This is a genomic window from Phaeobacter sp. S60, assembly GCF_000826845.1.
GTDB classification, from domain to species: Bacteria; Pseudomonadota; Alphaproteobacteria; order Rhodobacterales; family Rhodobacteraceae; genus Phaeobacter; species Phaeobacter piscinae.
The window spans coordinates 24,737-46,712 of the sequence record NZ_JSWJ01000016.1 but is presented as its reverse complement, the minus strand read 5'-3'; the positions used below and the strand labels follow the sequence as shown (position 1 = coordinate 46,712).

Below are 21,976 nucleotides of genomic sequence, written 5' to 3'. Positions count from 1 at the left end.
AGGACGTCTGACGGGTCAAAGCGCGCCGCAATGCGCGCGAACGGGCATATATGTCGCGACTTTGGCCAACTGATGGTCCCGACCGGGCAGGGGGAGTGCAACAACCCCCTTCCCATGAGGCGCAAGCCATGTTAGGCGGCGCGCGAAGTTTCCGGCCCCGGGAGGTCCTTTCCGTGGCCCAATATGCAGGAGTATGCCTAATGGCTCTGGAACGTACCTTTTCGATCATCAAACCCGATGCAACCCGTCGCAACCTGACCGGCAAAATCAACGCCAAGTTCGAAGACGCAGGTCTGCGCATCGTCGCACAGAAGCGCATCCACCTGACCAAAGCGCAAGCGGGTGAGTTCTACGCTGTGCACGCCGAGCGTCCGTTCTACGACGAACTCTGCGAATTCATGGCATCCGCGCCGATCGTTGCGCAGGTTCTGGAAGGCGAAAACGCCATCGCGAAAAACCGCGAAGTCATGGGCGCCACCAACCCGGCCGACGCTGCTGCCGGCACCATCCGCGCTGAGTTCGCCGAATCCGTTGGCGAAAACTCCGTCCACGGTTCCGACGCACCGGAAACCGCAGCGGTTGAGATCGCGTATTTCTTCTCCGGTCTGGAGCTGGTCGGCTAAGCCACCGCTGTTTCAGTATGTGAGCAAGACTAAAGGCCGCGCCGGAGCATCCGGGGCGGCCTTTTTCATAACGCGCCTTTCGGCGCGATCGTCAGGGATATCGATCAACTGTGACGCAGCCGTGCTTCGCCTGCACTGGTCGTCGATACCACGCTACCGCGACTGTGCACGCGTTGCGGCAGATTACGGGCGGCCTTCAATGTCTTGCGGGTCGGGGCGTTGATATGGTCGAACCCCCTGCGGGCCAGCCGTTTGGCCAAAGGCTCGCCCGCCATTGTCTTTTTTTCGAGGTGCCGCCTCAAGATGGCAACGTTGCGTAGATTGGCTTTCCAGCCAATGTCGAACAGATCGCCTACCAGGGGGATCGTGCCGATCGCCGCGTCAACGCCGATGTTACCGACCATCCGCGCCAAGGTTCCGTTTGAGGCCCCCATCCGGTAGCCGGACAGTACGATGTACCCGGCCGGCGCCAGCGCCAGCGCGTCACCGACGCCCGGCACCAGACCCAGAATGCTGTCCCAACCGACCCGCGTGCCCACAACAGGCAGGCGAAAGGCGCGGTCCATGCCATGCGCCAGCCGTTCAAGCGATTGCAGGCGCTCCTCATGCGGTGTGTCAACCTTAGGCATGATGGGGATCCCGCGCGATAATCCACACGGCATGAACGATACCGGGGATATAGCCCAGCAGCGTCAGCAGAATGTTGAGCCAGAAATGCTTGCCCAAACCAACCTGCAGAAAAACACCCAGTGGCGGCAGGATGATGGCGGCGATAATGCGAATAAGATCCATGATAGCTCTCCCAATTGCGCGGTTGCAGTTGCAGGGACAACGCGCAGCTTTGAGCAAAGGTTCCCGGAATCAGCGCCGTTCGATCACCCCGATCTCATTGAGCGCACGCTCGAATTCCGATCGGCTGGCATCGAAGCTCTCGGCCTTCAGCGTATCAAATCGTTTGCGCAGGGCCACTTTCTCCGCCCCTTTGCAATCATTCCAGGGCCGCCCCTGCAGGGCCATCACCAATACATAGTAACCGATAAAATGTGGCCGGCTGCCCGCTTCCAGCAATCGGGTGTAAGCCGCATCCGCCCCCAGCGCGCGCAATGCTTCGGCGGAGGGGATACCCGCCTTGATACAGGCAGTTTCAAAGGCAGGGCCAAGGTTTCGAATGGCGGAGATCGGCGTGGACATAAAGAGAACATAGCTGCCGACTTAGCGACTGTCACGGTCGTATTTTAGGGAAATTTGAAAGACTTCTATGATGAACTAAGCGCCGGTCCAGCGCTAAGGTTGTAGGGCGCTATCCTTTTTCGCGCATAAAAACGCCCACTGGATAGAAGATCGTCAACGCCGAATTTCTTAATGTGAAATCAACACGCCACCTCTGGCACGACCCAGATACGCCACGATACGCCGAAAGGAATGCAGCATGATCTACCCCATCGTTCTCGCCGGAGCTACAGACGCCGATATCGCCAACAGCGCGGATATGACGCCCCTGCACTTCGAAGAGGCCGCTGGTGTTGACAGCCGCTTTCAAACTTTGCTCTCGGCCCTCACAGTAGCCGAGTTTCACACACCAACCGTGCTGACCAGCAGCGCCTTTGCTGAGGTTACCGAGCGTCAGATGGCGGCACTGAACATCCCCGGCCGCCTGCTGTTGGAACCCGGTGCGACCAAATCCGCGGCCGGAACGGTTGCTGCGCTGCACAGCCTTGGCGGTTCTGCAGATACTCTGGCTCTAATTCTGCCCGCTGACCAGGATTTTGACTATGAAGGCCAGCTTCAAGAAGCTGTGGCAAAGGGTGTGCGGGCCGCTCAGCAAGGCGATATCGTGATGCTGGGTGTGCAGACCGACCGCGCCTGCCGCAGCCGTGGCTACATTGAATGCGCCCGCAGCCTTGCGGCCGATGAGGCCACGCCGGTGAGCAAGTTCCTCGACCAGCGCAGCCCGGCCTTCGACGGTTGGCGTGAGCAGCCTGCAGCAAAGCTCTGGAGCACAGGTATCTACCTTGCCAGACTCGACACGCTGCTTGCCGCCTACAAAAAACGGGCTGCCAGGATCCTCATGCCCAGCAAAACAGCTGTGACCCGAGGCCGACTGACAGAGAGGGGGCTTACACTGGACGCCGAAAGCTATCGCCGTGCCCGCGGCAGCTCTTTTGAGAGCGCGATCATCAGTCAGCATGACCGGCTGTCGGTGGTCGAGCTGGATACGGGGTGGGACGAAGCGGCGGCGTGGCAAGTGGAGCCGGAGGTTGCCAGTGACGCGGAGTGGAACGCCTGGCTCAAGGGCAGCGTCTCCGGTGAGGCAGACTGGTGCAAAACCCTGCCGCACAGCCGCAGAGTGAGTGCAGACCGCCCGGCCGGGACGGCGTGCCACAGCAGTAGGGAAAGCGATGCGGCAACTTTGGCCAGCTGGTATGCTGACCAGCTCCTTGAGGGGGGCACGTGTGGCCCCAATCAGACCACTGCGGAAAGCACCGCTGAAAGTTGGGGCCGCAGCGAGATCCTTGAAAGGGGTGCGCACTATATCGTTAAGAACCTGACCGTGATCCCGGGCCAGAGCCTGCCGCTTCCGGCGGCAACGCTGGGCACCCATTGGCGGGTCGTCGAAGGGGCCGCGATGATCTCTTCGCAGGAACGTGTGCAGATGGTCTGGCGGGATCAAAGCCTGACCAGCGGTGGTGAAATCCAGCAGATTGACAACATCGGTATACGCCCCTTGCAGTTGATCGAAGTGGCACCGGCCCGCAGCATCCGGATGGCAAAACGCAGGGTCTTGTCGGGCGTCGCTTAGGGGTCAGCTGGATCTCCGGCAGGCGCCAAACCTGAAACACCACGGGCTGCAGTATTTTGCGGCCCGGTTTGCGTTTGGCCGGGACTGCGCCTAGTCCCTAAGGGACGGCGCGGAGAGACGTGTCTCGCCTCCAGCAGGCCGCAATGCCTCCACCGCGTCGTGCTGGCTCAGGAAGACCTTGCCGGTGAGGTGATCCAACAGTGCCCCGCGCCGCAACCGGTCCATCACCGGCCCCTTCACCTCCGACAGATGCAGCGTCACGCCCATCTCGCTCAGCCGGTGCATGATCTCCTCCAGCGAGTCCAGCGCGCTGAGGTCGATGTCATTGATCGCGGCGCAGTGCAGCACAACGTGATCAATCTGCGGATCATCCGCCACCCGCCGGTGGATGCAGTCTTCCAGAAACCGCGCATTGGCAAAAAACAGGCTCTCATCAACGCGCAGGGTCAGCAGGCTGGGGTAGGTCTCCACCTCATGGCGCAGGATATTGCGGAAGTGTTCGGTGCCCGGCACCCGGCCCACTTCGGCGATATGCGGGCGCGAGGATTTATAAAGATGCAGCCCTATCGACAGCACCACACCGGCGGAAACACCCGCCTCGACCCCCATCAACAGCGTCAGCGCGATGGTGGCCAGAACGGCAGCGAAATCTGCCTTTGAATAGTCCCAGCTCTTGCGCAGGATAGAGAAATCCACCAACCCCAAGACGGCGGTGATGATGGTCGCGGCAAGGGTCGCCTTGGGCAGAAAATAAATCAACGGTGTCAGGGCAACGGCGGCAATTGCCAGCCCGATCGCCGTAAAGGCCCCGGCCGCCGGGGTTTCCGCTCCAGCGTCAAAATTCACCACTGACCGGGAAAACCCGCCAGTCACCGGGAACCCGCCGGTGAAGGCCGCGCCGAGATTGGCGGTGCCCAGACCGATCAGTTCCTGATCCGGGTCGATCCGCTGGCGCCTTTTCGCAGCAAGGGTCTGCGCCACGGAAATCGATTCCACAAATCCAATGACGGAAATCAGCACCGCAGGCAGCAGCAGCTGCGCCAGCAGATTCTGTGACAGATCTGGCAGGGTGAGGGGCGGCAGCGCCTGCGGCACCACGCCGACAATCTTCACACCGCTCTGCGCCAGCCCCAGTCCCCAGACCGCCAGCGTGGTGACGACAACCGCGGCAACCGGCCCGGCCTTGGTCAGAAAACCCGCCAGGCGCGTCCCGACCCCAAGTCGGCGCAGGGCCGGGTTCAGCCCGCGCCGCACCCAGAACAGAAACGCGGTTGCGCCACCGCCGATCAGCGCAGTTGGCCAGTTGAGCTGCGGCAGATGCTCCAGCAGCGACAGGAGCAACTCAGGCAGGGTGTGCCCCTCCGCATGGATCCCCAGCAGATGCTTGATCTGACTGGTGGCGATCAGCACGCCAGAGGCTGTGATAAATCCGGCAATCACCGGATGTGACAGGAAATTCGCAAGAAACCCCAGCCGCAGCAGCCCCATCGCCAATAAGATCGCCCCCGACAGCGCGGCCAGCGACAGGGCCGCAACCGCGTAGCCCATACTGCCCTGTGCGGCGATCTCACTCAGGCTCGCGGCGGTCATCAGGGAGACCACGGCGACGGGTCCCACCGCCAAGGCGCGGCTGGTGCCAAACACCGCATAAAGCAGGATCGGCACGATTGACGCATATAACCCGGCCTCAGGCGGCAAACCCGCCAGCAACGCATAGGCCAGCGACTGCGGGATCAGCATAATGGTGACAATCACCGCCGCGATCAGGTCATTGGTCAGGGTCAGGCGGTCATACTCCCGCCCCCAGGTCAACAGCGGGACATAGCGGGTCAGGAGAGAGGGCATTCAGGTCTTTCTTTGCGTGTGACATGCGGTCTCGCAGCGGGGCGTGTCTCAAACCGGCGCATCACCTTGAACGACAGCGCAGCGCCGGGGTCAAGCGACCAGCCGGACAACAGGACCGGGATCAGAGCTTGCAGCTGCGCAGGCCCAGAAGCGTGTAGACCGGACAGCTCCGGGTCAGCGCCACCAGTAGCATCACCGCCCCGAAAACCACCGACAATACCGTGGCCCAGGTTGCGGCAAAAATGGCAAATCCGCTGACAAAGGGCGCGGCAATGAGGGCCAGGCCCAGCATCAGGCGCATCATCCGGTCTAGGGTGCCGACGTTTCTGGTCATCTTATCTACTCCTTGGCGATATCTTCTCGCCAGAAACCGCAGATTGCCCCGCTCTGTCTGTGACAAAGTCACCCTGACGCACAACTATCGCCAAAACCGGCGCGCCTCAGCGTCCGGCCAGCTGCCGCAGGGCCTCGCGGTTCACTATGGCAACACTGCCACGCGCCAGCTGCACCCAGCCGCGGCGCTGAAACTCCTGCATCTGGCGCGACACCACCTCGCGGGCGGTGCCCAGATCCACGGCCAGTTGCTGATGGGTCACCGCCAGATGATCATCTGCTCCGGCCAGATCCAAAAGCCCCTGCGCCAGCCGCACGTCAACGCGCTGAAACGCGACCTCGTCAATAACCAGAAACAAATCAGTGATCCGCTTGGAGAAGGCCGAAAAGACAAAACTGCGGAACTCTGCCGAAGTGGCGACCAGCGCGTCAAACACCGACCGGGGCAGGGCTGCGGCGGCCACATCTGTCTCGGCAATGCCTTCTGCCGCGTAGTCTTCATAGGCGAGCAGGCAGGCGGTGGTCAGCACACAGCTGTCGCCCGCGTTGATCCGGTACAGCAGGATCTCGCGCCCACTGTCGGAGACCTGCTGTACCCGAACCGTGCCATCCAAGAGGAACAGCATGTTTTCGGGCGACTTGCCGGGACCAAAAATCACCGTGCCCTGCGGCACCTTCACCAACGCGGATTCGGCGAAGATATGCGCCTTGGTCTTCGAATCCAGCCTGGCCAATCCGGCGAAACGATCAATCCAGAGGGGCTCTGCCGGGGTCATAACTGTCATTCCGTTCCTGCCTGCGCCATTCTGCCACCTTCACCTCACCCCGAGGGGTCGCTGTTGCCCCAAGCCCTTGAAACAGGCTGTGCAACGGCATTTTCAGGAACTAGCATAAATGGGTGCGGTTCGGAAAACCTGAGACCTGTCGCCGCGCTGCGGCTTTCTGCCACCTGCAATTCTGCGCTTCGGTATTAGCTTTGTCACAAGAAGAAGGCCGCGCCACCACAGTTCGCACTCCTAACCGGTCAGGGGCGGCACCGAGTTCTAGGAAAGAGACCAGATATGTTTGATGGCCTGACAGCCGAGACACTGGCACGTATGCAATTTGCGTTCACCGTCTCGTTTCACATCATCTTCCCGGCATTCTCCATCGGTTTGGCCAGCTATCTGGCCGTGCTGAACGCGCAGTGGCTGCGCACCCGGGATGAAACCTACTACACCCTGTTTGAATACTGGAAAAAGATCTTCGCAGTCGCCTTTGGCATGGGGGTCGTCTCCGGCATCGTGATGTCCTACCAGTTTGGCACCAATTGGTCGGTGTTCTCGGACAAGACCGGTCCGGTGCTGGGTCCGTTGATGGCCTATGAGGTGCTGTCTGCGTTCTTCCTTGAGGCTGGGTTCCTCGGCATCATGCTGTTTGGCCGTGCCCGCGTCGGAGATCGGCTGCATATGTTCGCCACCGCCATGGTGGCCTTTGGCACGTTGATGTCGGCGACATGGATCCTCAGCGTGAACAGCTGGATGCAGACCCCCGCAGGCTACAGCATCAATGAGGTCGGTCAGTTTGTGCCGGAGGATTGGTGGCAGATTGTCTTTAACCCGTCCTTCCCCTACCGGCTGGTGCATATGGTTCTGGCGGCGTTCCTGACCACCGCGCTGGTGGTGGGCGGCGTCGGTGCCTTGCATTTGCTGCGTGACAAAACCGATGTGGCAGCCCGGCGGATGTTTTCCATGGCGATGTGGATGCTGATCGTGGTCGCTCCGCTCCAGATCTTTGCCGGTGATATGCACGGGCTGAACACGCTGGAGCACCAACCGGCCAAGGTGATGGCAATGGAAGGTCACTATGACAGCCACCCCGAGGGCGCCCCGCTGATCCTGTTTGGCCTGCCGAATGCCGAAACAAAAACAATCGACTACGCCATTGAGATCCCTAAACTCTCAAGCCTGATCCTGAAACATGATCTGAACGCGCCGCTGGCCGGGCTGGACACCATCCCGGACGAAGACGAGCCGCCGGTTGCCATCCTGTTCTGGAGCTTCCGGGTGATGGTTGGTCTTGGGTTTGCGATGGCGGGTCTTGGGCTGTGGTCGCTTTGGGGGCGTCTGCGCGGGCAGCTCTATGACAGTCGCTGGCTGCACCGCGCCTCGATTGCGATGGGGCCAATGGGCTTCGTCGCGGTTTTGGCCGGTTGGATCACCACCGAGGTCGGGCGCCAGCCGTTTACGGTCTATGGTCTGCTGCGCACCTCCGACAGTCTGGCGCCCGTGTCCGCACCTGCGGTCGCGGCCTCGCTGACGGCGTTTGTGATTGTCTATTTCTTCATCTTCGGGGCCGGAACCTTCTACATCCTGCGGATGATGAACAAGGCACCGGCGACCCGCAACCTTGGTCTGCGTGACGGGCCGGTGCGGGCGGCGGGGATCACCCCGGCGCAGCAGGTTGACCGAGACATCACCGATGATCCCACCCCGCAAGGCAACTGACAGAGGTCCTTACTATGTTGTTTGATCTATCCTTCATCTGGGCCGGGATCATCGCCTTTGCGGTGCTGACCTATGTTGTCCTCGACGGGTTCGACCTCGGCGTCGGCATCCTGTTCCCCTTCGCCACATCAGAGCGCGACCGTGCCACCATGATGAACTCCATCGCGCCGGTCTGGGACGGCAATGAGACCTGGCTGGTCCTTGGCGGCGGCGGGCTGTTTGCGGTCTTTCCACTTGCCTATGCGGTGATCATGCCAGCACTCTATATGCCCATCACCCTGATGCTGCTGGCGCTGGTGTTTCGCGGTGTGGCCTTTGAATACCGCTGGCGCACCACCCGCTGGCGCGGCGTCTGGGACAGCGCGTTCTTCGGCGGTTCCGTGGTCGCTGCCACCATGCAGGGCATCGCGCTGGGCGCGTTGGTGCAGGGGATCGAGATTGAAGGCCGCGCCTACGCAGGCGGCTGGTGGGACTGGCTGACGCCGTTCTCGGTCCTCACCGGGTTGGCAGTGCTGACGGGCTATGCGCTGCTGGGCGCGACCTGGCTCAATATGAAGACCGAGGGTGAGCTGCAGCGCCAGATGCGCGGCTACGCCCGTTGGCTTGCGGCGGCGACTCTGGTTTCAATCGGGCTGGTCAGCCTGCTGACGCCGTTTCAGGATCCGGAGTATTTCCGCCGCTGGTTTAACCTGCCCGGCAGCCTGTTCAGCCTATTGGTGCCAGGACTGGTCGCGCTGTGCAGCTACGCGCTGTTTCAGGGGCTGAAGGGCACGCGGGATGCGCAGCCATTCCTCGCCGCACTTGGGCTGTTTGTTCTCAGCTTTATCGGGATAGGTATCAGTTTTTACCCGTTCATCGTGCCGCCGGGGCTGACCATCGCCGAGGCTGCTGCCCCGGATGAAAGCCTGATGTTCACACTGGTCGGCGCGGTGGTGCTGGTGCCGCTGATCCTGGGCTACACCGCTTATGCCTATTGGGTGTTTCGCGGCAAAATCAACCCGGAGGAGGGCTACCACTGATGCAGGGAAAGCCCGTGAAACCCCGTCGTGAGCGCCAGTCCCCCCAGCCCGAACCGGGCGCGCGGCGCCCTATGGGTCGACTGATGTGGTTCGCGGCGATCTGGATTGCCAGCGTCGCGGCTCTGGGCTGCGTGGCCTATGTCATCCGCTGGGCGGTGGTTCCCTGATTTCGGCAGCCGGAGCGGGTTTATAGGCCCATCATCCGCGCCCGACGGTATATTCAGGATAAAAAAGCGCACTCAGCCACCGGGCTGGGCGCGCTTTCATGATTGAAGCGACTGTTACCAGATATGGTAGAGGCCGGCTGGCGGCTTAAAAAAGGCCAGCCTCCTTGGCTGTCAGCGCGGCTTGGGTGCGGTTCTTGGCCTCAAGCTTGCGACAGAGCGTGCGGACATGCAGCTTGATTGTGACCTCCTGCAACTCCAGCTCGCGGGCGATTTCCTTGTTCGACAGACCGCGACATAGCCCGTCCAGCACCTCAATTTCGCGCGGGCTCAGCTTGTCAGCAAGCGGGTGGGCAGGGGCCTCCGCCTCCTTACGCATCAGCTCAACCGGAACGTAGATTTCCCCGGCGCTCATGAACCGTACGGCATTCAGAAGCGACTGCGCGCCCATTGTTTTCGGGATGAAGCCAACGGCCCCGGCATCCAATGCCTCCTGCGCCGTGCGGCTGGGCGCACTGCCAGAGATGATCGCAACCCCCTTGCCACCATTGGCTTTCAGCGCGGTGCCCAACCCGGCGAGCCCCTGCATGCCAGGCATATTGTAATCCAGCAGGACCAAATCATAAGGCCCGTTTTCTTCAATTTCACTCAGCGCGCCGGGCAGATCGATGGTCGAGGTCACGGCGGCACCACCTTCTGATTTCAGATAGGCGGATATTGTTTCGCGAACCATGTCGTGATCGTCCGCCAAAAGAATACGCATGTAAGCTCCTGCTAAGTACCGGCTTTGATGTTAGGATAACCGTAATTTGGTTGATAAAATGTCAATCGCCCTTTGAGATGGGGCGCCGTGGTCTTTGGCCGTAGGTCGGGCTGGGCCGGGTGAAGGGTTGGGCCGTGGGTGTGGCGGCGGTTGGGGCAGCGGCTGGGGCAAGGGGATCAAATCCGTCCCTCCAAACCCGTAAGCCAGCTCCTATTTTGCCCTTCTGCGGGCGCAACCGCACGTAAAATCGTCCTCAGGTGGCAAAAAATCGCAGTTCTGGTTACGAATCCTATACCAAAGAATAGCAGTCTATCCGCAGGAACAGATGCCCGGCGCGGCGGTTTGTGACAGGTTGGGACCAGATCAAGGATGTGCATGGCCGCAGGGACACGATTGTTCAACGGATCGCACGGGCAAAAGGATTGACGCTATGAAACACTGGCACCTTCACATTGCAGCACTGCTCGCAGCTGTCACACTTTTTTGCGGTCTGCCATCCGGCGCCGTGCAGGCGTCCCAATCGGATGCGGCGGTGCTGACCGTGGCCATCAAACCTGCCAATGGCGGCGACATGCAGCGGCATGAATTCTCCATGGAGGAGCTGCGCAGCCTGCCGGTGGCCCAATTTGATACCCGGACCATCTGGACCTCGGGGGAGCAGGCCTTCACCGGGGTGAGCCTCGCTGCCTTGCTGGCCCATGTCGGCGTCGCCGACGGGCAGTCTGGTGTCGTCGTGGCCCGGGCGATCAATGATTACGCGGTTGAAATTCCCGTTTCTGACGCCACCAGCGGCGGCCCGATGGTTGCCTATGAACGCAACGGGTCGTCCATGTCGGTTCGCGACAAGGGGCCTTTGTGGATCGTCTACCCCTATGATAGTGACCCCACATATCGCACGGAGGCGGTTTATTCCCGCAGCATCTGGCAGCTTGAGGAGATCACAGTAGGCCAATGACAGGCACAGACAGAGGCCTCTCATAGGTGCGGCTCCGGGAAAACCCCTTGGTGTCGCGCAGCGTCCTGATCACCGTGGGCTTGGTTCTTGCCTTGCTCGCGGTGCAGTCTGTTCGGCTGGGGCGCGAGGTGCTGGTACGCCTGGAGGTGCTCTCTACCGCCGCCACCGATAGCCTGCAGTGGACCCTGTCCCAGGCCGAAATTGAGCAGCTGAAGCTGGAGAATGCCATTCTGTCAGCGCGCAGTGTGCAGGATCTGTCGCAGGTGCGCCGTGAATTCGATATCCTCTACAGCCGCGTGGCCACCATCCGCGAAAGCCGGACCTTCCAATCCGTGCGGGAAGCGCCGGAAAATGCCCAAATTCTACAACGGGTCATGGCGCGGATCGACAGGTTGATCACCTACATTGACGGCCCGGATGAGGCGTTGCTGTCCGGCCTGCCAAAGGTAAGCGAGATTTTGCGGGAGAACCGAGATGACCTGCGGGTGTTGGCGCTGGCAGGGCTTTCTGAACATGCGCGCGCAACGGAAGAGAAACGCCTGAACCTCTTTGCGATCCTGTCCCGGCTGGCTTGGGTTGTGCTCGCGCTTTGCGTGGCACTGGGGCTGACCGCGTTGATGTTGGGGCGGCTCTATCAACGCGGCAAGCGCCTCGCTGAACGCACCCGCTTTGCGGTAGCAAGGATGCGCGCCATGATCACCTCTTCCCTGGATGCCATCTTGGTTGTCGGCGACGATGGGCGCATTCAAGAGGTGAACGGCGCGGCAGAGACGATTTTTGGCTACTCCAGAGGGGAAGCCATTGGCGCCGATATGGCGGGGCTGATTGTTCCTGACCACCTGCGGGATGCCCATGAGCAGGGCATGCAGGCCTACTGCGCTGGCTGCCCTCCCAAGGTTATCGGCCAAGGGCGGGTCCAACTGGAGGCCAAGCGCAAGTCAGGCGAGATCTTCCCGGTAGAGCTGTCGATCACCGCGAGCCAATCTGCCGAAGAAACCGTTTTTGTCAGCTATCTGCGCGATATCTCAGAGCGAATTGCCGCCGAGGAGGAGCTCACTCGCACCCGCGACGAGGCGCTGGCGGGCGAGCGGGCGAAAGCAGATCTTCTCACCGTGATGAGCCATGAGATGCGCACACCGCTGACCGGAATCCTTGGCGCGTCTGAATTGCTGGACGGCACCTCCCTGTCGCCGGAGCAGCGCGAGTACCTCTCGGCGATCCGCATCTCAGGCGACCGGCTGATGGCCCATGTCAATAACGTCCTGCAGTTGTCGCAGCTGGAAACCGGGGTCGACTTTGAGCATCAGCGCATTTTCAACCTCAGTGATTTGGTGCAGGAGTTGGTCGATGCCCATCAGAATGTTGCCAGACGTGGCCGCAACGATCTGAGTTTGCACTGTAGCCTCGGGGCCATAGACGATGTGCTTGGGCGCCCGGTGGCGTTGAAGAAGATTTTGATCAGCCTGATCGAGAACGCGTTGCAGTATACTTCGGATGGGGCGGTGTCGGTCGATGTCCAGCGGCTTGGACAGAGTGATACCGTCGAAATCAGCATCGCTGATACTGGAGCGGGTATTGCCGAACATGATCTGGATCGGATTTTTGAAGATTTCATCCGCCTCGACGCAAGTTACGCGCGCAGCAGCGATGGCACCGGGCTTGGCCTAGCGATTACCCGCCGGATTGTTGTGGCCCTTGGGGGGGAGATTTCTTGTGAGAGCGAGCTGGGGGAGGGCAGCCTTTTCACTATTGCGCTGCCGCTACCAGCTTCCCGTACAGGTGGACCCGCCTCTGCTGTCGGGGGCGTTCCGACGCCCGAGCAGAGCGGGGCACAAGCTTTGGGGCCCGCCCCGCAGAGCGCCAACAACCGCCAGCCTATCAATGGCGCAGGGCGGATTCTCGTCGTAGACGATAATGAAATCAACCGGGTACTGGTGGAGCGGATGCTGACCAGTCTCGGCCATCATGTGGTGATGGCCTCTGGCGGCGCTGAGGGTGTTGAGGCCGCCCGGGCGGGCTGCTTTGATCTGATCTTCATGGACATCAGCATGCCCGAGGTCGACGGGATTAACGCCTCCCGCCAAATTCGAGAGCAGCAACTGGCCGAGGGTACACAGATCGTCGCCCTGACCGCCCATGTCGCCGCCCGAGATCACGCAAGGATACTTGACGCAGGGCTGGCTGAGGTGGTGACCAAACCAGTCAGCAGATCAACTCTTGCAGCGGTGATATCGCGCCGCATGCGCAGCGATCGGCCATGCGACAAAGAGATCACTGTAGCGAGCCGGCTGTCAGCATCCGCACCGGAACCCGCCGCGACCACTGGTCAGACTGCGGGCGGGGCGGTGTCGCATTCAGCAGCCAATTCCCCTGATCAAAGATCTGATATTGCTCAATTTTTACATGCTCTTGGCATGGACCGCGGAGCACGATTCCTTGTCGGGTACTGCGAAGAAGTTGGACAATTTCTGAGTGAATTGCGCAGCGCTGAAACCCTTGATCCGGCGTTGCGGCAGGAGGCGCATCGGCTGGCAGGATCGGCTGCAGTGCTTGGTTTCGCTGATCTGAGAGAGGCATTTTTGGGTCTCGAACATGCCGAAATACAGCATGTTCCGGACCTGACAGCATTGGTGCAAATATGGGACCAAGCCAGCCAAGAAATTGCAGAGTGCCTTCCGGGAAAGGCGACGGGCTAAATCGTGGCGCGGTGACGTAAAGCCAGACTGGGCACAGCCAAACGGCCGCATTTTCGATCAGCACAGGAACCCCTGCGACCGGCCACGGGCGTGACTGCCAGAACTACGTTTTTTCAGAATACAGATTTGAATGGTCCCGGCCCGGAGGGAGGGCCGGTGACAGGCGGTCTGCTGCGCTTAGGTGCCGACAGGTGGCGCAGGTTACACTGGCGGTTTGCCCTTCATCGCGCGCATGACCATTGCCACGACGAAGAGAACGAGGAAAATGATGAAAAGAATTTTTGCGATACCGGCAGACGCTCCGGCGATGCCACCGAAACCAAGCAGACCCGCGATCAGTGCCACAACCAGAAATGTAAGTGCCCAACCAAGCATTTTCTCTCTCCTTCAAAAGGTTAGTCCACAATCCGTGGATGCAAGGGTAACGCGTCAGGCCTCAGTTTGTTCCCCTGGCTCTGCGCCCGCGCCTATTGGGTCCGCTGCAGTTAGCCTTTGATTGGCGCAGTGACCAATAGGGGACACGGGCTTTCTCGAGGGTGTCACGAGCGTTGAGGCGGCAGAAGAGGGCGGAGAAAATGTGGAGTTTGCCGGATCGACGACCGGGATCGTGCACCCGTAGGTTTTTTTGACAGTGCATTTATGTCCCGATCAGGCTCCGGGCCGGGATTTCTGTCCCATGCGTTTCCTGAGGTGCGACCGCAGTGCCGGTCGGTGCGCAGAGGTCTGTCTCCGATCTACGCAACCAATCGTTCCCGCGGAAACGGATCAGTGGGCCAGCAGCACAGTTGATGAGAGGGTGTAACACGGCGCATGTCAAAGACCCCGACAGCGATCACTTCGCCGATCTATTTGCCCTTCGGAAACATGATGCCGCAGGTCAGATAGAAACAGGCTCCTGCGGTTGCGACTGGAGGGTGAAATTGACAGCCCCGAAGGCAGCTGCGGCATTAGTCACCGCTAGAAGCACCTCAGAACACGGGTAAACTGCGGATCGAGATTGCTGTTCAGGATTGGGGTGGTTTCGTCTACCTGCCGATGGAGAGCAGGGCGTAAGGGGCTATCCCGTCGCGAGCCGCGGCTCGGGTCTCGAGGTTGGCGCGTTTCATTTCAGGTTTCAGCGGCTGATCGCTTCTCAAAGGTGCGGTTGTCGCTAAATCTTTTGCCGTTTCGTTTCAGGTCCATTTGTGCGAGATAGCCGACCAACCCACAGAGGTGCTTGTGTTCTGTTCCTGATCCCATGATCCATAAATTTGGTAGGAGATTTGCGATTGTAGGATCACCGCGTCACAATGGGAGAAAAGCTCAATAAGCGGGTCCAGCATTGACCGCAAAACTGGTATCGTCATGGCAGAAAATATATACAAATCAGATATTTGGACAAGCTCGCGCCTGTCGGTTGCACCCATGATGGATTGGACCGATCGCCATTGCCGCTATCTGCACCGGCTGCTGAGCAAAGAGGCGTTGCTTTACACGGAAATGGTAACGGCGCCTGCTTTGGTGCGGGGGGGCGCGTTGCATTTGCTGGATCATTCTGTGCAGGAGCATCCCGTTGCGCTGCAACTGGGGGGATCGGACCCGGTTGAGCTGGCGGAGGCGGCGCGTTTGGGGGCAGGGGCGGGCTATGATGAGATCAATCTCAACTGCGGCTGCCCCAGTGACCGGGTACAGTCCGGCGCCTTCGGCGCGGTGCTGATGAAATCGCCGGATCTGGTGGCAGAATGTGTCGCGGCCATGCGGGCCAAGGTGGATGTCGAGGTCACTGTAAAGTGCCGCATTGGTGTCGATGATCAGGACCCGCAGGAGGTGTTGCCGGGGTTTATTTCCGCCATCGCAGAGGCAGGGTGCCCGCGGGTGACGATCCATGCGCGCAAAGCCTGGCTGAAAGGGCTCAGCCCCAAGGAAAACCGCGATATTCCGCCGTTGGATTATGACATCGTGCATCAGATGAAGGCGGAGTTTCCGCAGCTGCATATCTCGCTCAACGGGGGCGTGGCCAGTCTGGATGAGGCGCTGCCGCATCTGGAGCGTGGGCTTGATGGGGTGATGATTGGCCGTGCGGCCTATCACCAGCCCGCCGATATCCTGTCGCAGGCGGATCCGCTGATTTATGGCACCGGCAGTGCCACGGATCCGGTCGCCGTTGTGGGGCAGATGCTGACCTATATCGACGATCAGATGGTGCAGGGGGCCCGGTTGCATCAGATCACCCGGCATATGCTGGGGCTGTTTGCAGGGCGGCCCGGTGCGCGCAACTGGCGGCGGGTGTTGTCAGAGGGCGCAAGTCGGCCGGGAGCGGACACCCGATTGGTGGAAACCGCGCTGGAGCAGGTGACCGGGATCGCGGCCTGATCCGGCAGAGGCCTGAATATGGGCTGATCAAGCATCAGGTCTGCGATGCCCTGCGACCACGGGTCACTGCTGCAATCGACGGACCTGCAAGAAATCCTGAGACAAATTTGCGCTCACCCTGTAGGGGAGGGTTTGGATCTGCGCGCCGCGCACCGCCCACAAGAGGGCAAGGTGCCGACCGGGATCGCGACCGCCATGAAGGAGAGCCGTCAATGTCAGCCCTGACCACCAGTCTTGTGACCACTGCTGCCCTGCTGCCCGCGCCTGCGGTGCTGGCCCAGATGGCCGGCCTGCTGATCGTGACAGGGGCTGTGGCCGGTGTTCTGGCGGGTCTGCTGGGGGTTGGTGGCGGTATTGTTCTGGTGCCTGCGTTTTTCTATGTCTTCCAGACGCTTGGCTATGGCGGTGATCAGCTGATGCAGATGTGTCTGGCGACCTCACTTGCGACGATCATCGTGACCTCCCTGCGCTCAGTGATGAGCCACAATAAGAAGGGTGCGGTGGATTGGGGGATCCTGCGCGGCTGGGGACCGGGGATCGCCATTGGTGCCATCATTGGCGTCACGGTGGCGTCCTCGCTGCGCTCCACCACGTTGCAGGCGTTGTTTGGCGTGCTGGCGTTGGTAATTGGGCTTTACATGGCTTTTGGGCGCGCGGACTGGCGGCTGGGGCAGGAGATGCCAAAGGGCGCCCGGCGCATGATCCTGTCACCCATGGTGGGGTTTCTGTCGGTGCTGATGGGCATTGGCGGTGGCAGTTTCGGGGTACCACTGATGAGCCTGCATGCAACACCCATTCACCGGGCGGTGGCAACGGCGGCGGGCTTTGGCGTGATCATCGCGGTGCCTTCTGTGATTGGGTTCCTGTTCCTGCCAGTTGAGGCTGCGGCGCGTCCGCCGCTCACTGTTGGGGCGGTCAATCTGGTTGCTTTTGTGGTGGTGATTGCGATGACGCTGATCACTGCGCCTTGGGGGGTGAAGCTGGCCCATGCGATGGACCCGAAACCGCTAAAACGGGTGTTTGCGGTGTTTCTGATCCTTGTGGCGCTGAACATGCTGCGCAAGTCGCTCGGCTTTTGATTTTGTTAGGGGTTCGCAATGGGCTGGCAGGACTTCTTAACCCGTGGCTGGTGTGATTTCCCAGCTGATGCGGCCACCCTGGCCTGGGCGCGACATGCCCATGAGGCGGGCGTTCAGGCCTTAGCGGATCCGGCCAATGCCGACTGGCTGCAATGCGAGGGGACCTGGTTCATTGGCGTGGATGCGCTGCCCAATGATGCGCAGGGTCAGCTGCCCGGTGGGCCTGAGCTGGCGGGCCCCGCGCTTGATTTTATCACGGCGCATCTGGGCGGTCTGCCGGATCTGCATCGCGGGCAGGTGTCCTCCGTCTTTCCCGGCTATCCACGACCGCGCCCCGGTGAGGGGGAGGCGGCGCTGCGCTACCGGATCAAACGGGATGCGGCCCATGTGGACGGGGTGAAGATGTTCGGCGATGCCCGTCGCCGCAAGGTGGAGGAACCGCATGCCTGGGTGCTTGGCCTGCCGCTGAATGACAGCAGCGCGGATGCCTCCCCACTGGTGATCTGGGAGGGCAGCCATGTGATCATGCGCCGTGCCTTTGCAGCAGCTTTTGACGGCATCCCATTGGAGCAATGGGGCGATGTTGATGTGACCGACGCCTATACGGCCGCCCGCAAGCAGGTGTTTGAAACCTGTCCGCGTGTCACGGTGTCAGCAAAACCGGGGGAGGCCTATCTGATGCACCGGCTGTGTCTGCACGGTGTTGCGCCCTGGGCAGAGGGCGCCAGCGCACCGGAGGAGGGGCGGATGATCGCCTATTTCCGACCTGAGATGGCGGAGTGGACCGATCCGGTGCGGGGGTGGCTGTCTTAGGTCAGCAATCCTGCCTGGATGTTTCGCGTGCGAAACAATAGGTCAGGGGTTATTCCGCATGATTTTCAAAGTGTTACCGAGGCGCGCGCGGCTTTCGCTGGCAGAAAACTGTGCGGGGTCAGCCCACTACCCGTTGCTGCGCGACATGTGCCGCACGCCGCGTTAGCTGCGTTTTAGGCGGGCACTGCGGCCGCCGCGGCGCTTGGTCAGCTCCTTGGCGCGCTCGGGCAGGGCCTCCAGCAGCTCGGCCCGTTCATCGTTGCTCATCTTGGACCAGCGGGTGATCTCGTCGATGGAGCGGTAGCAGCCGGTGCAGATCCGCGCCTCCGGGTGGACGACACAGATTTGGATGCAGGGCGATTGCACCTCGTCACGTTTCCAGACCTCGTCGCTCATCTGCTTTATCCTGCCTTGATATGGCGCATCCGGTCGAGCGCCCCCTGCAGGATATACGACGCAGCGACGTGATCGATCACCTCTGCGCGACGTTTTCTGCTCGTATCCGCCTCCAAAAGCGCTCTTTCGGCGGCAACCGTGCTGAGGCGTTCGTCCCAGAAGCCGATTGGCAGCTCTGTCAGCTTGGCCAGATTGCGGGCAAAGGCGCGGGTTTTCTGACAGCGCGGTCCTTCGGTACCATCCATATTGCGGGGCAGGCCCAACAGCAGCGCGCCGACCTCGCGGGCTTTGACGATTTCGAACAGGCGTTCTGCATCCAGCGTGAATTTCTTGCGCCGGATGGTTTCGAGCGGTGTCGCCACGGTGCCCATCCGGTCCGAGATGGCGACGCCCACGGTTTTATCGCCAAAATCCAGCCCGGCAATCGGGGTGAAATTCGGGACTGCCGCCGCGAAGGCTTCAAAGTCATCATAGATCATTGGGTCAGTCCTGCCTGTTTGGCGGCGGCGGTGATGGTGGCAAGGGCCTCGGGCACCTCGGCGAAGACCTCTTGCGCCTCAGCATAGATGGCTTGCGCGCGATCGGTCTGTTGCAGCACCGATAGGGCGCCGATCAGCTGCGCCCATTCCTGCGGCGTGCCGCCGGTGGTGGCGAGCCGGTCTGAGAGGCCCTCAACCATGCCACGGATCATCTGCTGGCGGTCTTCGGCGCTCATGTCTTCCGCGGCGGCGATATCGTCGGCGCTGGGACCTGTCGCAGGGGCAGAGGGGGCGCGGCCCGGTGCAGGCACGCTGCCGGGGGTGATCGGCGTGTACTCAACACCGGCGCGATAGGCGATATCCTCAATCTGGGCGCTGATGGCGGTGACCCAGGGCGCGCCTTCCGGTCCCATGGCGAGGGTTTCGCTCCAGACCTCATAGGCGACATCCGGGCGGCCGATCTGGGCCATCATCAGCCCCCAGTAATAGCGCGCGCCGCCGTCAAAGCGGTCGAGCGTCAGCGTGGTGCGCAGGGCGTCCTCCGCCTCCGGGGAGACATAGCCGCCGGCGGCCATGATCTGCAGCTCTGCCAGCTCGCCGAAATCGCGGGCCTCCACATCACCGGACATGATGCGGATGTAGTTTGCCTTGGCTTTGGCAGCGGCGGCGAAATTGCCGAGGTTGGCCTCATGCTGGGCCAGCAGCGCCTGACCCTGCGCGTCGTCAACGCGTTTGCTGGCGGTGTCGCGCAGCTGATCGACCAGCGTGGCATAACCCGGCTCTACCACGCGGGCCGGGCGTTCGGGGGCGTCGGCCTCCGCCTCAGCCTGCGTGGGACGGGTGGCGGCGCGTTCCGCGGCGGCGTCGATGCGCAGTTGCAGGCCAAGGTCGCTGTAGCCCGGCGCGCCGAGATTGGCATAGAGCAGGTAGGTGCCACCGCAGACCAGCCCGATCAGCGCGATGGCGGCAGCGCTGGTCAGGGTGCGGGGCTGGGTGTGGCCGCTGGCGGCGGCCTGGACCTGAGCGTCGGCGCTCAAGATGCGGCGGGAGATCTCGGTGCGGATACGCTCGGCATCGCTGGCCTGCAGCACCCCGCGCGCCAGATCCTTGTCCACATCGCGCAGTTGCTGTCGGTAGACCTGCAGGTCATAGGCGGCGGCCGGTTCGCCGCTGTCGCGTCCGCGCAGCAGCACAAGGGACAGCAGCGTGGCGGTGGCCAGCGTGATGAGGCTGATAACGATCCAGAAGGTCATGGGGGCTCCCGCAGTTTCAATCCCATGTATAGGGGCTGGGGGGCGGAAAAAAGGCCTATCTGCTGCGGCGCGCTGTCCCGGTGGCGGGCGTAGAGGACGCAAAGGGTGCGATGAGCCTGTGGCGTCTTTGCTGCCGGATGTCGCAACCATGCATGATTGCGACGATAAACGGCGCAGGTCAGCCTTGTCTGTGGTGCATACCCGTTAACAGTCTCGAACCACGGATTCGCCCATGAAACGTTATTCTGCCTTTGCTGTCGCGCGTGAGGCGCTGCGCTACCACACCGGATGGGAACGCGCCTGGCGCTCTCCCGAACCCAAACGCCACTATGATGTGATCATCGTCGGGGCCGGTGGCCATGGTCTGGCCACGGCTTATTTCCTTGGAAAAAACTATGGCATCACCAATGTCGCGGTTCTGGAAAAGGGCTGGTTGGGTGGCGGCAACACCGGGCGCAACACCACCATCATCCGCTCCAACTACCTGCAGGATCCCTCCGCCGCGATCTATGAGAAATCGCGTTCGCTCTATGAGACGATGAGCCAGGACATCAACTACAACGTGATGTTCAGCCCGCGTGGCGTGATCATGCTGGCGCAGACCGAGCATGAGGTGCGCGGCTACAAGCGCACCGCCCATGCCAATGCGCTGCAGGGCGTGCAGACCGAATGGATTGAGCCTGCGCGGGTGAAGGAACTGGTGCCGATCATCAATCTGGAAGGGCCGCGCTATCCAGTTCTGGGCGGGCTCTGGCAGGAACGCGGTGGCACCGCGCGCCATGATGCGGTGGCCTGGGGCTATGCGCGGGCCTGTTCGAACATGGGCATGGACATCATCCAGCAGTGCGAAGTCACTGGTGTGCGTAATGAAAACGGCCGTGTCGTCGGTGTCGACACCACCAAGGGTGCTATCGACTGCGACAAGCTGGGCATGGTGGTTGCGGGCAATTGTTCGCATCTCTCCGAAATGGCCGGTTTCCGTCTGCCGGTGGAAAGCGTGGCGCTGCAGGCGCTGGTGTCTGAGCCGATCAAACCCTGCATGGATGTGGTCGTGATGGCCAATACCGTGCATGGCTACATGTCCCAGTCCGACAAGGGCGAGATGGTCATCGGCGGCGGCACCGACGGGTTCAACAACTACACCCAGCGCGGTTCCTTCCATCATATCGAGGAAACTGTGCGCGCCCTCAATGAGACCTTCCCGATGGTCAGCCGTCTGAAGATGCTGCGCCAGTGGGGCGGGATCGTGGATGTGACCGGCGACCGTTCACCGCTGATCTCCAAAACGCCGGTTGGCAATATCTTTGTCAACGCAGGCTGGGGCACCGGTGGCTTCAAGGCGATCCCGGGCTCCGGCTGGGCGATGGCGGAACTGATGGCCACAGGTCATTCGCCGCTGGCCGAAGAGTTTTCGATGATGCGCTTCAAAGAAGGCAAATTCATCGACGAGAGCGTCGCAGCGGGTGTGGCACACTGATGCCGCGCACCGTCGTAAAATTCTTGGAAGAATTTTGCCGAGGATTTTCGAAAATCCTTGGCCCCCAGTTGGAGAGGTCCGCACAATGCTGATCCTTGAATGCCCCTATTGCGGCGTCAAAGCCGAAGAAACCGAACTGGCCGCAGGCGGCGAGGCGCATCTGAAGCGTTTTGGCCCCGGCTCGTCAGATGAAGAGTTTCATGACTATCTGTTCATGCGCGAAAACCCCAAGGGGGTGCATTTTGAACGCTGGCGCCATGCCAATGGCTGCGGCAAGTGGTTCCATGCCGCCCGCTGCACCACCACGCTTGAGGTCTTTGGCACCTATTCGGCGCAGACCTATGAGCCGCCGCAGGAGATCCTGGATGCGGTCACGGCCAAACGCCCCGGTTGGACATGGCGGGATCTGAAATGATCGCCTCTCTGAACGTCACCTCCCTTTT

General features: G+C 61.3%; 23 protein-coding genes. 12 read left to right on the top strand and 11 right to left on the bottom strand.

Translation table 11 applies throughout. The features are described 5' to 3' along the window. Positions 1-200 precede the first annotated feature (200 nt). A complete protein-coding gene (gene ndk, locus OO25_RS15580; RefSeq protein ID WP_014874960.1) occupies positions 201-623 on the top strand; it encodes a nucleoside-diphosphate kinase in 423 nt (140 codons plus the stop codon). 104 nt (positions 624-727) lie between these two features. Here ndk and OO25_RS15575 read toward each other — a convergent pair whose 3' ends face one another. The 3 genes from OO25_RS15575 to OO25_RS15565 form a co-directional block, all read right to left on the bottom strand. Then, positions 728-1,252: a DUF4112 domain-containing protein gene (locus OO25_RS15575; protein ID WP_040181063.1), complete on the bottom strand. Its 525-nt coding sequence runs from the start codon at positions 1,250-1,252 to the stop codon at positions 728-730. After that, entirely contained in the window at positions 1,245-1,415 is a 171-nt protein-coding gene (locus OO25_RS22395) for a YqaE/Pmp3 family membrane protein (protein ID WP_040170748.1), read from the bottom strand. Before OO25_RS22395 ends, OO25_RS15575 begins: the two co-directional genes overlap by 8 nt. Positions 1,416-1,484: 69 nt before the next feature. Beyond that, the gene (locus OO25_RS15565) at positions 1,485-1,814 is read right to left on the bottom strand and encodes a TfoX/Sxy family protein (RefSeq protein WP_040181061.1); all 330 of its coding nucleotides are present in this window, start codon (positions 1,812-1,814) and stop codon (positions 1,485-1,487) included. Between the two features lie 238 nt (positions 1,815-2,052). Here OO25_RS15565 and OO25_RS15560 point away from each other — a divergent pair, with 238 nt between their 5' ends. Beyond that, the gene (locus OO25_RS15560) at positions 2,053-3,423 is read left to right on the top strand and encodes an alginate biosynthesis protein (protein ID WP_040181060.1); all 1,371 of its coding nucleotides are present in this window, start codon (positions 2,053-2,055) and stop codon (positions 3,421-3,423) included. Positions 3,424-3,513: 90 nt separating this feature from the next. Here the strand turns inward: OO25_RS15560 and OO25_RS15555 are convergent, their stop codons facing one another. From OO25_RS15555 to OO25_RS15545, 3 genes are all read right to left on the bottom strand, one after another. Further along, complete coding sequence (locus OO25_RS15555; protein ID WP_040181058.1) at positions 3,514-5,268, bottom strand: SulP family inorganic anion transporter; 1,755 nt, start codon at positions 5,266-5,268, stop codon at positions 3,514-3,516. 121 nt (positions 5,269-5,389) lie between these two features. Further along, complete coding sequence (locus OO25_RS15550; protein WP_040181057.1) at positions 5,390-5,602, bottom strand: DUF2892 domain-containing protein; 213 nt, start codon at positions 5,600-5,602, stop codon at positions 5,390-5,392. A 106-nt stretch (positions 5,603-5,708) separates the two neighbouring features. Then, the gene (locus tag OO25_RS15545; protein WP_369808871.1) at positions 5,709-6,386 is read right to left on the bottom strand and encodes a Crp/Fnr family transcriptional regulator; all 678 of its coding nucleotides are present in this window, start codon (positions 6,384-6,386) and stop codon (positions 5,709-5,711) included. A gap of 276 nt (positions 6,387-6,662) precedes the next feature. On the opposite strand from OO25_RS15545, the gene OO25_RS15540 reads away from it, so the two are divergent. From OO25_RS15540 to OO25_RS22595, 3 genes are read left to right on the top strand one after another with little or no spacing between them, the layout of a single operon-like run. Beyond that, positions 6,663-8,087: a cytochrome ubiquinol oxidase subunit I gene (locus OO25_RS15540; protein WP_040181055.1), complete on the top strand. Its 1,425-nt coding sequence runs from the start codon at positions 6,663-6,665 to the stop codon at positions 8,085-8,087. 14 nt (positions 8,088-8,101) lie between these two features. After that, complete coding sequence (gene cydB, locus OO25_RS15535; RefSeq protein WP_040181054.1) at positions 8,102-9,106, top strand: cytochrome d ubiquinol oxidase subunit II; 1,005 nt, start codon at positions 8,102-8,104, stop codon at positions 9,104-9,106. Then, entirely contained in the window at positions 9,106-9,273 is a 168-nt protein-coding gene (locus OO25_RS22595; RefSeq protein WP_082035340.1) for a DUF2474 family protein, read from the top strand. Before cydB ends, OO25_RS22595 begins: the two co-directional genes overlap by 1 nt. 145 nt (positions 9,274-9,418) lie before the next feature. Here the strand turns inward: OO25_RS22595 and OO25_RS15530 are convergent, their stop codons facing one another. Further along, positions 9,419-10,033 (bottom strand): response regulator transcription factor, encoded by a 615-nt coding sequence (locus tag OO25_RS15530; RefSeq protein WP_040170765.1) that lies wholly within the window; start codon positions 10,031-10,033, stop codon positions 9,419-9,421. A 325-nt stretch (positions 10,034-10,358) separates the two neighbouring features. Between OO25_RS15530 and OO25_RS15525 the strand changes: the two genes are divergently transcribed. Together OO25_RS15525 and OO25_RS15520 are read left to right on the top strand one after the other, a co-directional pair. Then, positions 10,359-10,988 (top strand): molybdopterin-dependent oxidoreductase, encoded by a 630-nt coding sequence (locus OO25_RS15525; RefSeq protein WP_040170766.1) that lies wholly within the window; start codon positions 10,359-10,361, stop codon positions 10,986-10,988. A 50-nt stretch (positions 10,989-11,038) separates the two neighbouring features. Then, positions 11,039-13,684, top strand: a complete 2,646-nt coding sequence (locus tag OO25_RS15520) for a PAS domain-containing hybrid sensor histidine kinase/response regulator (protein ID WP_040181090.1) — start codon at positions 11,039-11,041, stop codon at positions 13,682-13,684. A 201-nt stretch (positions 13,685-13,885) separates the two neighbouring features. Here the strand turns inward: OO25_RS15520 and OO25_RS22390 are convergent, their stop codons facing one another. Beyond that, positions 13,886-14,059, bottom strand: a complete 174-nt coding sequence (locus tag OO25_RS22390; protein ID WP_040170768.1) for a DUF1328 domain-containing protein — start codon at positions 14,057-14,059, stop codon at positions 13,886-13,888. 969 nt (positions 14,060-15,028) lie between these two features. Between OO25_RS22390 and dusA the strand changes: the two genes are divergently transcribed. The 3 genes from dusA to OO25_RS15495 all read left to right on the top strand — a co-directional run bounded on the left by dusA (position 15,029) and on the right by OO25_RS15495 (position 17,928). Next, entirely contained in the window at positions 15,029-16,036 is a 1,008-nt protein-coding gene (gene dusA, locus OO25_RS15510) for a tRNA dihydrouridine(20/20a) synthase DusA (protein ID WP_040181053.1), read from the top strand. A gap of 212 nt (positions 16,037-16,248) precedes the next feature. Then, complete coding sequence (locus tag OO25_RS15500) at positions 16,249-17,115, top strand: sulfite exporter TauE/SafE family protein (RefSeq protein WP_040181049.1); 867 nt, start codon at positions 16,249-16,251, stop codon at positions 17,113-17,115. Between the two features lie 18 nt (positions 17,116-17,133). Next, entirely contained in the window at positions 17,134-17,928 is a 795-nt protein-coding gene (locus OO25_RS15495) for a hypothetical protein (protein ID WP_040181048.1), read from the top strand. Between the two features lie 162 nt (positions 17,929-18,090). On the opposite strand, the gene OO25_RS15490 is transcribed toward OO25_RS15495, so the two are convergent. The 3 genes from OO25_RS15490 to ccmI are packed head-to-tail and all read right to left on the bottom strand — an operon-like array spanning position 18,091 to position 20,056. Further along, positions 18,091-18,324, bottom strand: a complete 234-nt coding sequence (locus OO25_RS15490; protein ID WP_040170777.1) for a DUF1289 domain-containing protein — start codon at positions 18,322-18,324, stop codon at positions 18,091-18,093. Between the two features lie 5 nt (positions 18,325-18,329). Continuing rightward, positions 18,330-18,803 (bottom strand): Holliday junction resolvase RuvX, encoded by a 474-nt coding sequence (gene ruvX, locus OO25_RS15485; RefSeq protein ID WP_040181046.1) that lies wholly within the window; start codon positions 18,801-18,803, stop codon positions 18,330-18,332. Then, entirely contained in the window at positions 18,800-20,056 is a 1,257-nt protein-coding gene (ccmI, locus tag OO25_RS15480) for a c-type cytochrome biogenesis protein CcmI (protein WP_040181045.1), read from the bottom strand. The genes ruvX and ccmI overlap by 4 nt, the downstream gene beginning before the upstream one ends. A gap of 232 nt (positions 20,057-20,288) precedes the next feature. On the opposite strand from ccmI, the gene OO25_RS15475 reads away from it, so the two are divergent. Next, positions 20,289-21,533: a sarcosine oxidase subunit beta family protein gene (locus OO25_RS15475; protein ID WP_024096925.1), complete on the top strand. Its 1,245-nt coding sequence runs from the start codon at positions 20,289-20,291 to the stop codon at positions 21,531-21,533. 85 nt (positions 21,534-21,618) lie between these two features. Continuing rightward, positions 21,619-21,948 carry a sarcosine oxidase subunit delta gene (locus OO25_RS15470; protein ID WP_040170784.1) on the top strand — a complete coding sequence of 110 codons (330 nt, stop codon included), beginning with the start codon at positions 21,619-21,621 and terminating at the stop codon, positions 21,946-21,948. Positions 21,949-21,976: the final 28 nt, after the last annotated feature.

Coding starts and splice junctions, on each gene's coding strand:
- ndk (WP_014874960.1), top strand. CDS start 201: ATGGCTCTGGAACGTACCTTTTCGATCATCAAACCCGATGCAACCCGT.
- OO25_RS15575 (WP_040181063.1), bottom strand. CDS start 1,252: ATGCCTAAGGTTGACACACCGCATGAGGAGCGCCTGCAATCGCTTGAA.
- OO25_RS22395 (WP_040170748.1), bottom strand. CDS start 1,415: ATGGATCTTATTCGCATTATCGCCGCCATCATCCTGCCGCCACTGGGT.
- OO25_RS15565 (WP_040181061.1), bottom strand. CDS start 1,814: ATGTCCACGCCGATCTCCGCCATTCGAAACCTTGGCCCTGCCTTTGAA.
- OO25_RS15560 (WP_040181060.1), top strand. CDS start 2,053: ATGATCTACCCCATCGTTCTCGCCGGAGCTACAGACGCCGATATCGCC.
- OO25_RS15555 (WP_040181058.1), bottom strand. CDS start 5,268: ATGCCCTCTCTCCTGACCCGCTATGTCCCGCTGTTGACCTGGGGGCGG.
- OO25_RS15550 (WP_040181057.1), bottom strand. CDS start 5,602: ATGACCAGAAACGTCGGCACCCTAGACCGGATGATGCGCCTGATGCTG.
- OO25_RS15545 (WP_369808871.1), bottom strand. CDS start 6,386: ATGACAGTTATGACCCCGGCAGAGCCCCTCTGGATTGATCGTTTCGCC.
- OO25_RS15540 (WP_040181055.1), top strand. CDS start 6,663: ATGTTTGATGGCCTGACAGCCGAGACACTGGCACGTATGCAATTTGCG.
- cydB (WP_040181054.1), top strand. CDS start 8,102: ATGTTGTTTGATCTATCCTTCATCTGGGCCGGGATCATCGCCTTTGCG.
- OO25_RS22595 (WP_082035340.1), top strand. CDS start 9,106: ATGCAGGGAAAGCCCGTGAAACCCCGTCGTGAGCGCCAGTCCCCCCAG.
- OO25_RS15530 (WP_040170765.1), bottom strand. CDS start 10,033: ATGCGTATTCTTTTGGCGGACGATCACGACATGGTTCGCGAAACAATA.
- OO25_RS15525 (WP_040170766.1), top strand. CDS start 10,359: ATGCCCGGCGCGGCGGTTTGTGACAGGTTGGGACCAGATCAAGGATGT.
- OO25_RS22390 (WP_040170768.1), bottom strand. CDS start 14,059: ATGCTTGGTTGGGCACTTACATTTCTGGTTGTGGCACTGATCGCGGGT.
- dusA (WP_040181053.1), top strand. CDS start 15,029: ATGGCAGAAAATATATACAAATCAGATATTTGGACAAGCTCGCGCCTG.
- OO25_RS15500 (WP_040181049.1), top strand. CDS start 16,249: ATGTCAGCCCTGACCACCAGTCTTGTGACCACTGCTGCCCTGCTGCCC.
- OO25_RS15495 (WP_040181048.1), top strand. CDS start 17,134: ATGGGCTGGCAGGACTTCTTAACCCGTGGCTGGTGTGATTTCCCAGCT.
- OO25_RS15490 (WP_040170777.1), bottom strand. CDS start 18,324: ATGAGCGACGAGGTCTGGAAACGTGACGAGGTGCAATCGCCCTGCATC.
- ruvX (WP_040181046.1), bottom strand. CDS start 18,803: ATGATCTATGATGACTTTGAAGCCTTCGCGGCGGCAGTCCCGAATTTC.
- ccmI (WP_040181045.1), bottom strand. CDS start 20,056: ATGACCTTCTGGATCGTTATCAGCCTCATCACGCTGGCCACCGCCACG.
- OO25_RS15475 (WP_024096925.1), top strand. CDS start 20,289: ATGAAACGTTATTCTGCCTTTGCTGTCGCGCGTGAGGCGCTGCGCTAC.
- OO25_RS15470 (WP_040170784.1), top strand. CDS start 21,619: ATGCTGATCCTTGAATGCCCCTATTGCGGCGTCAAAGCCGAAGAAACC.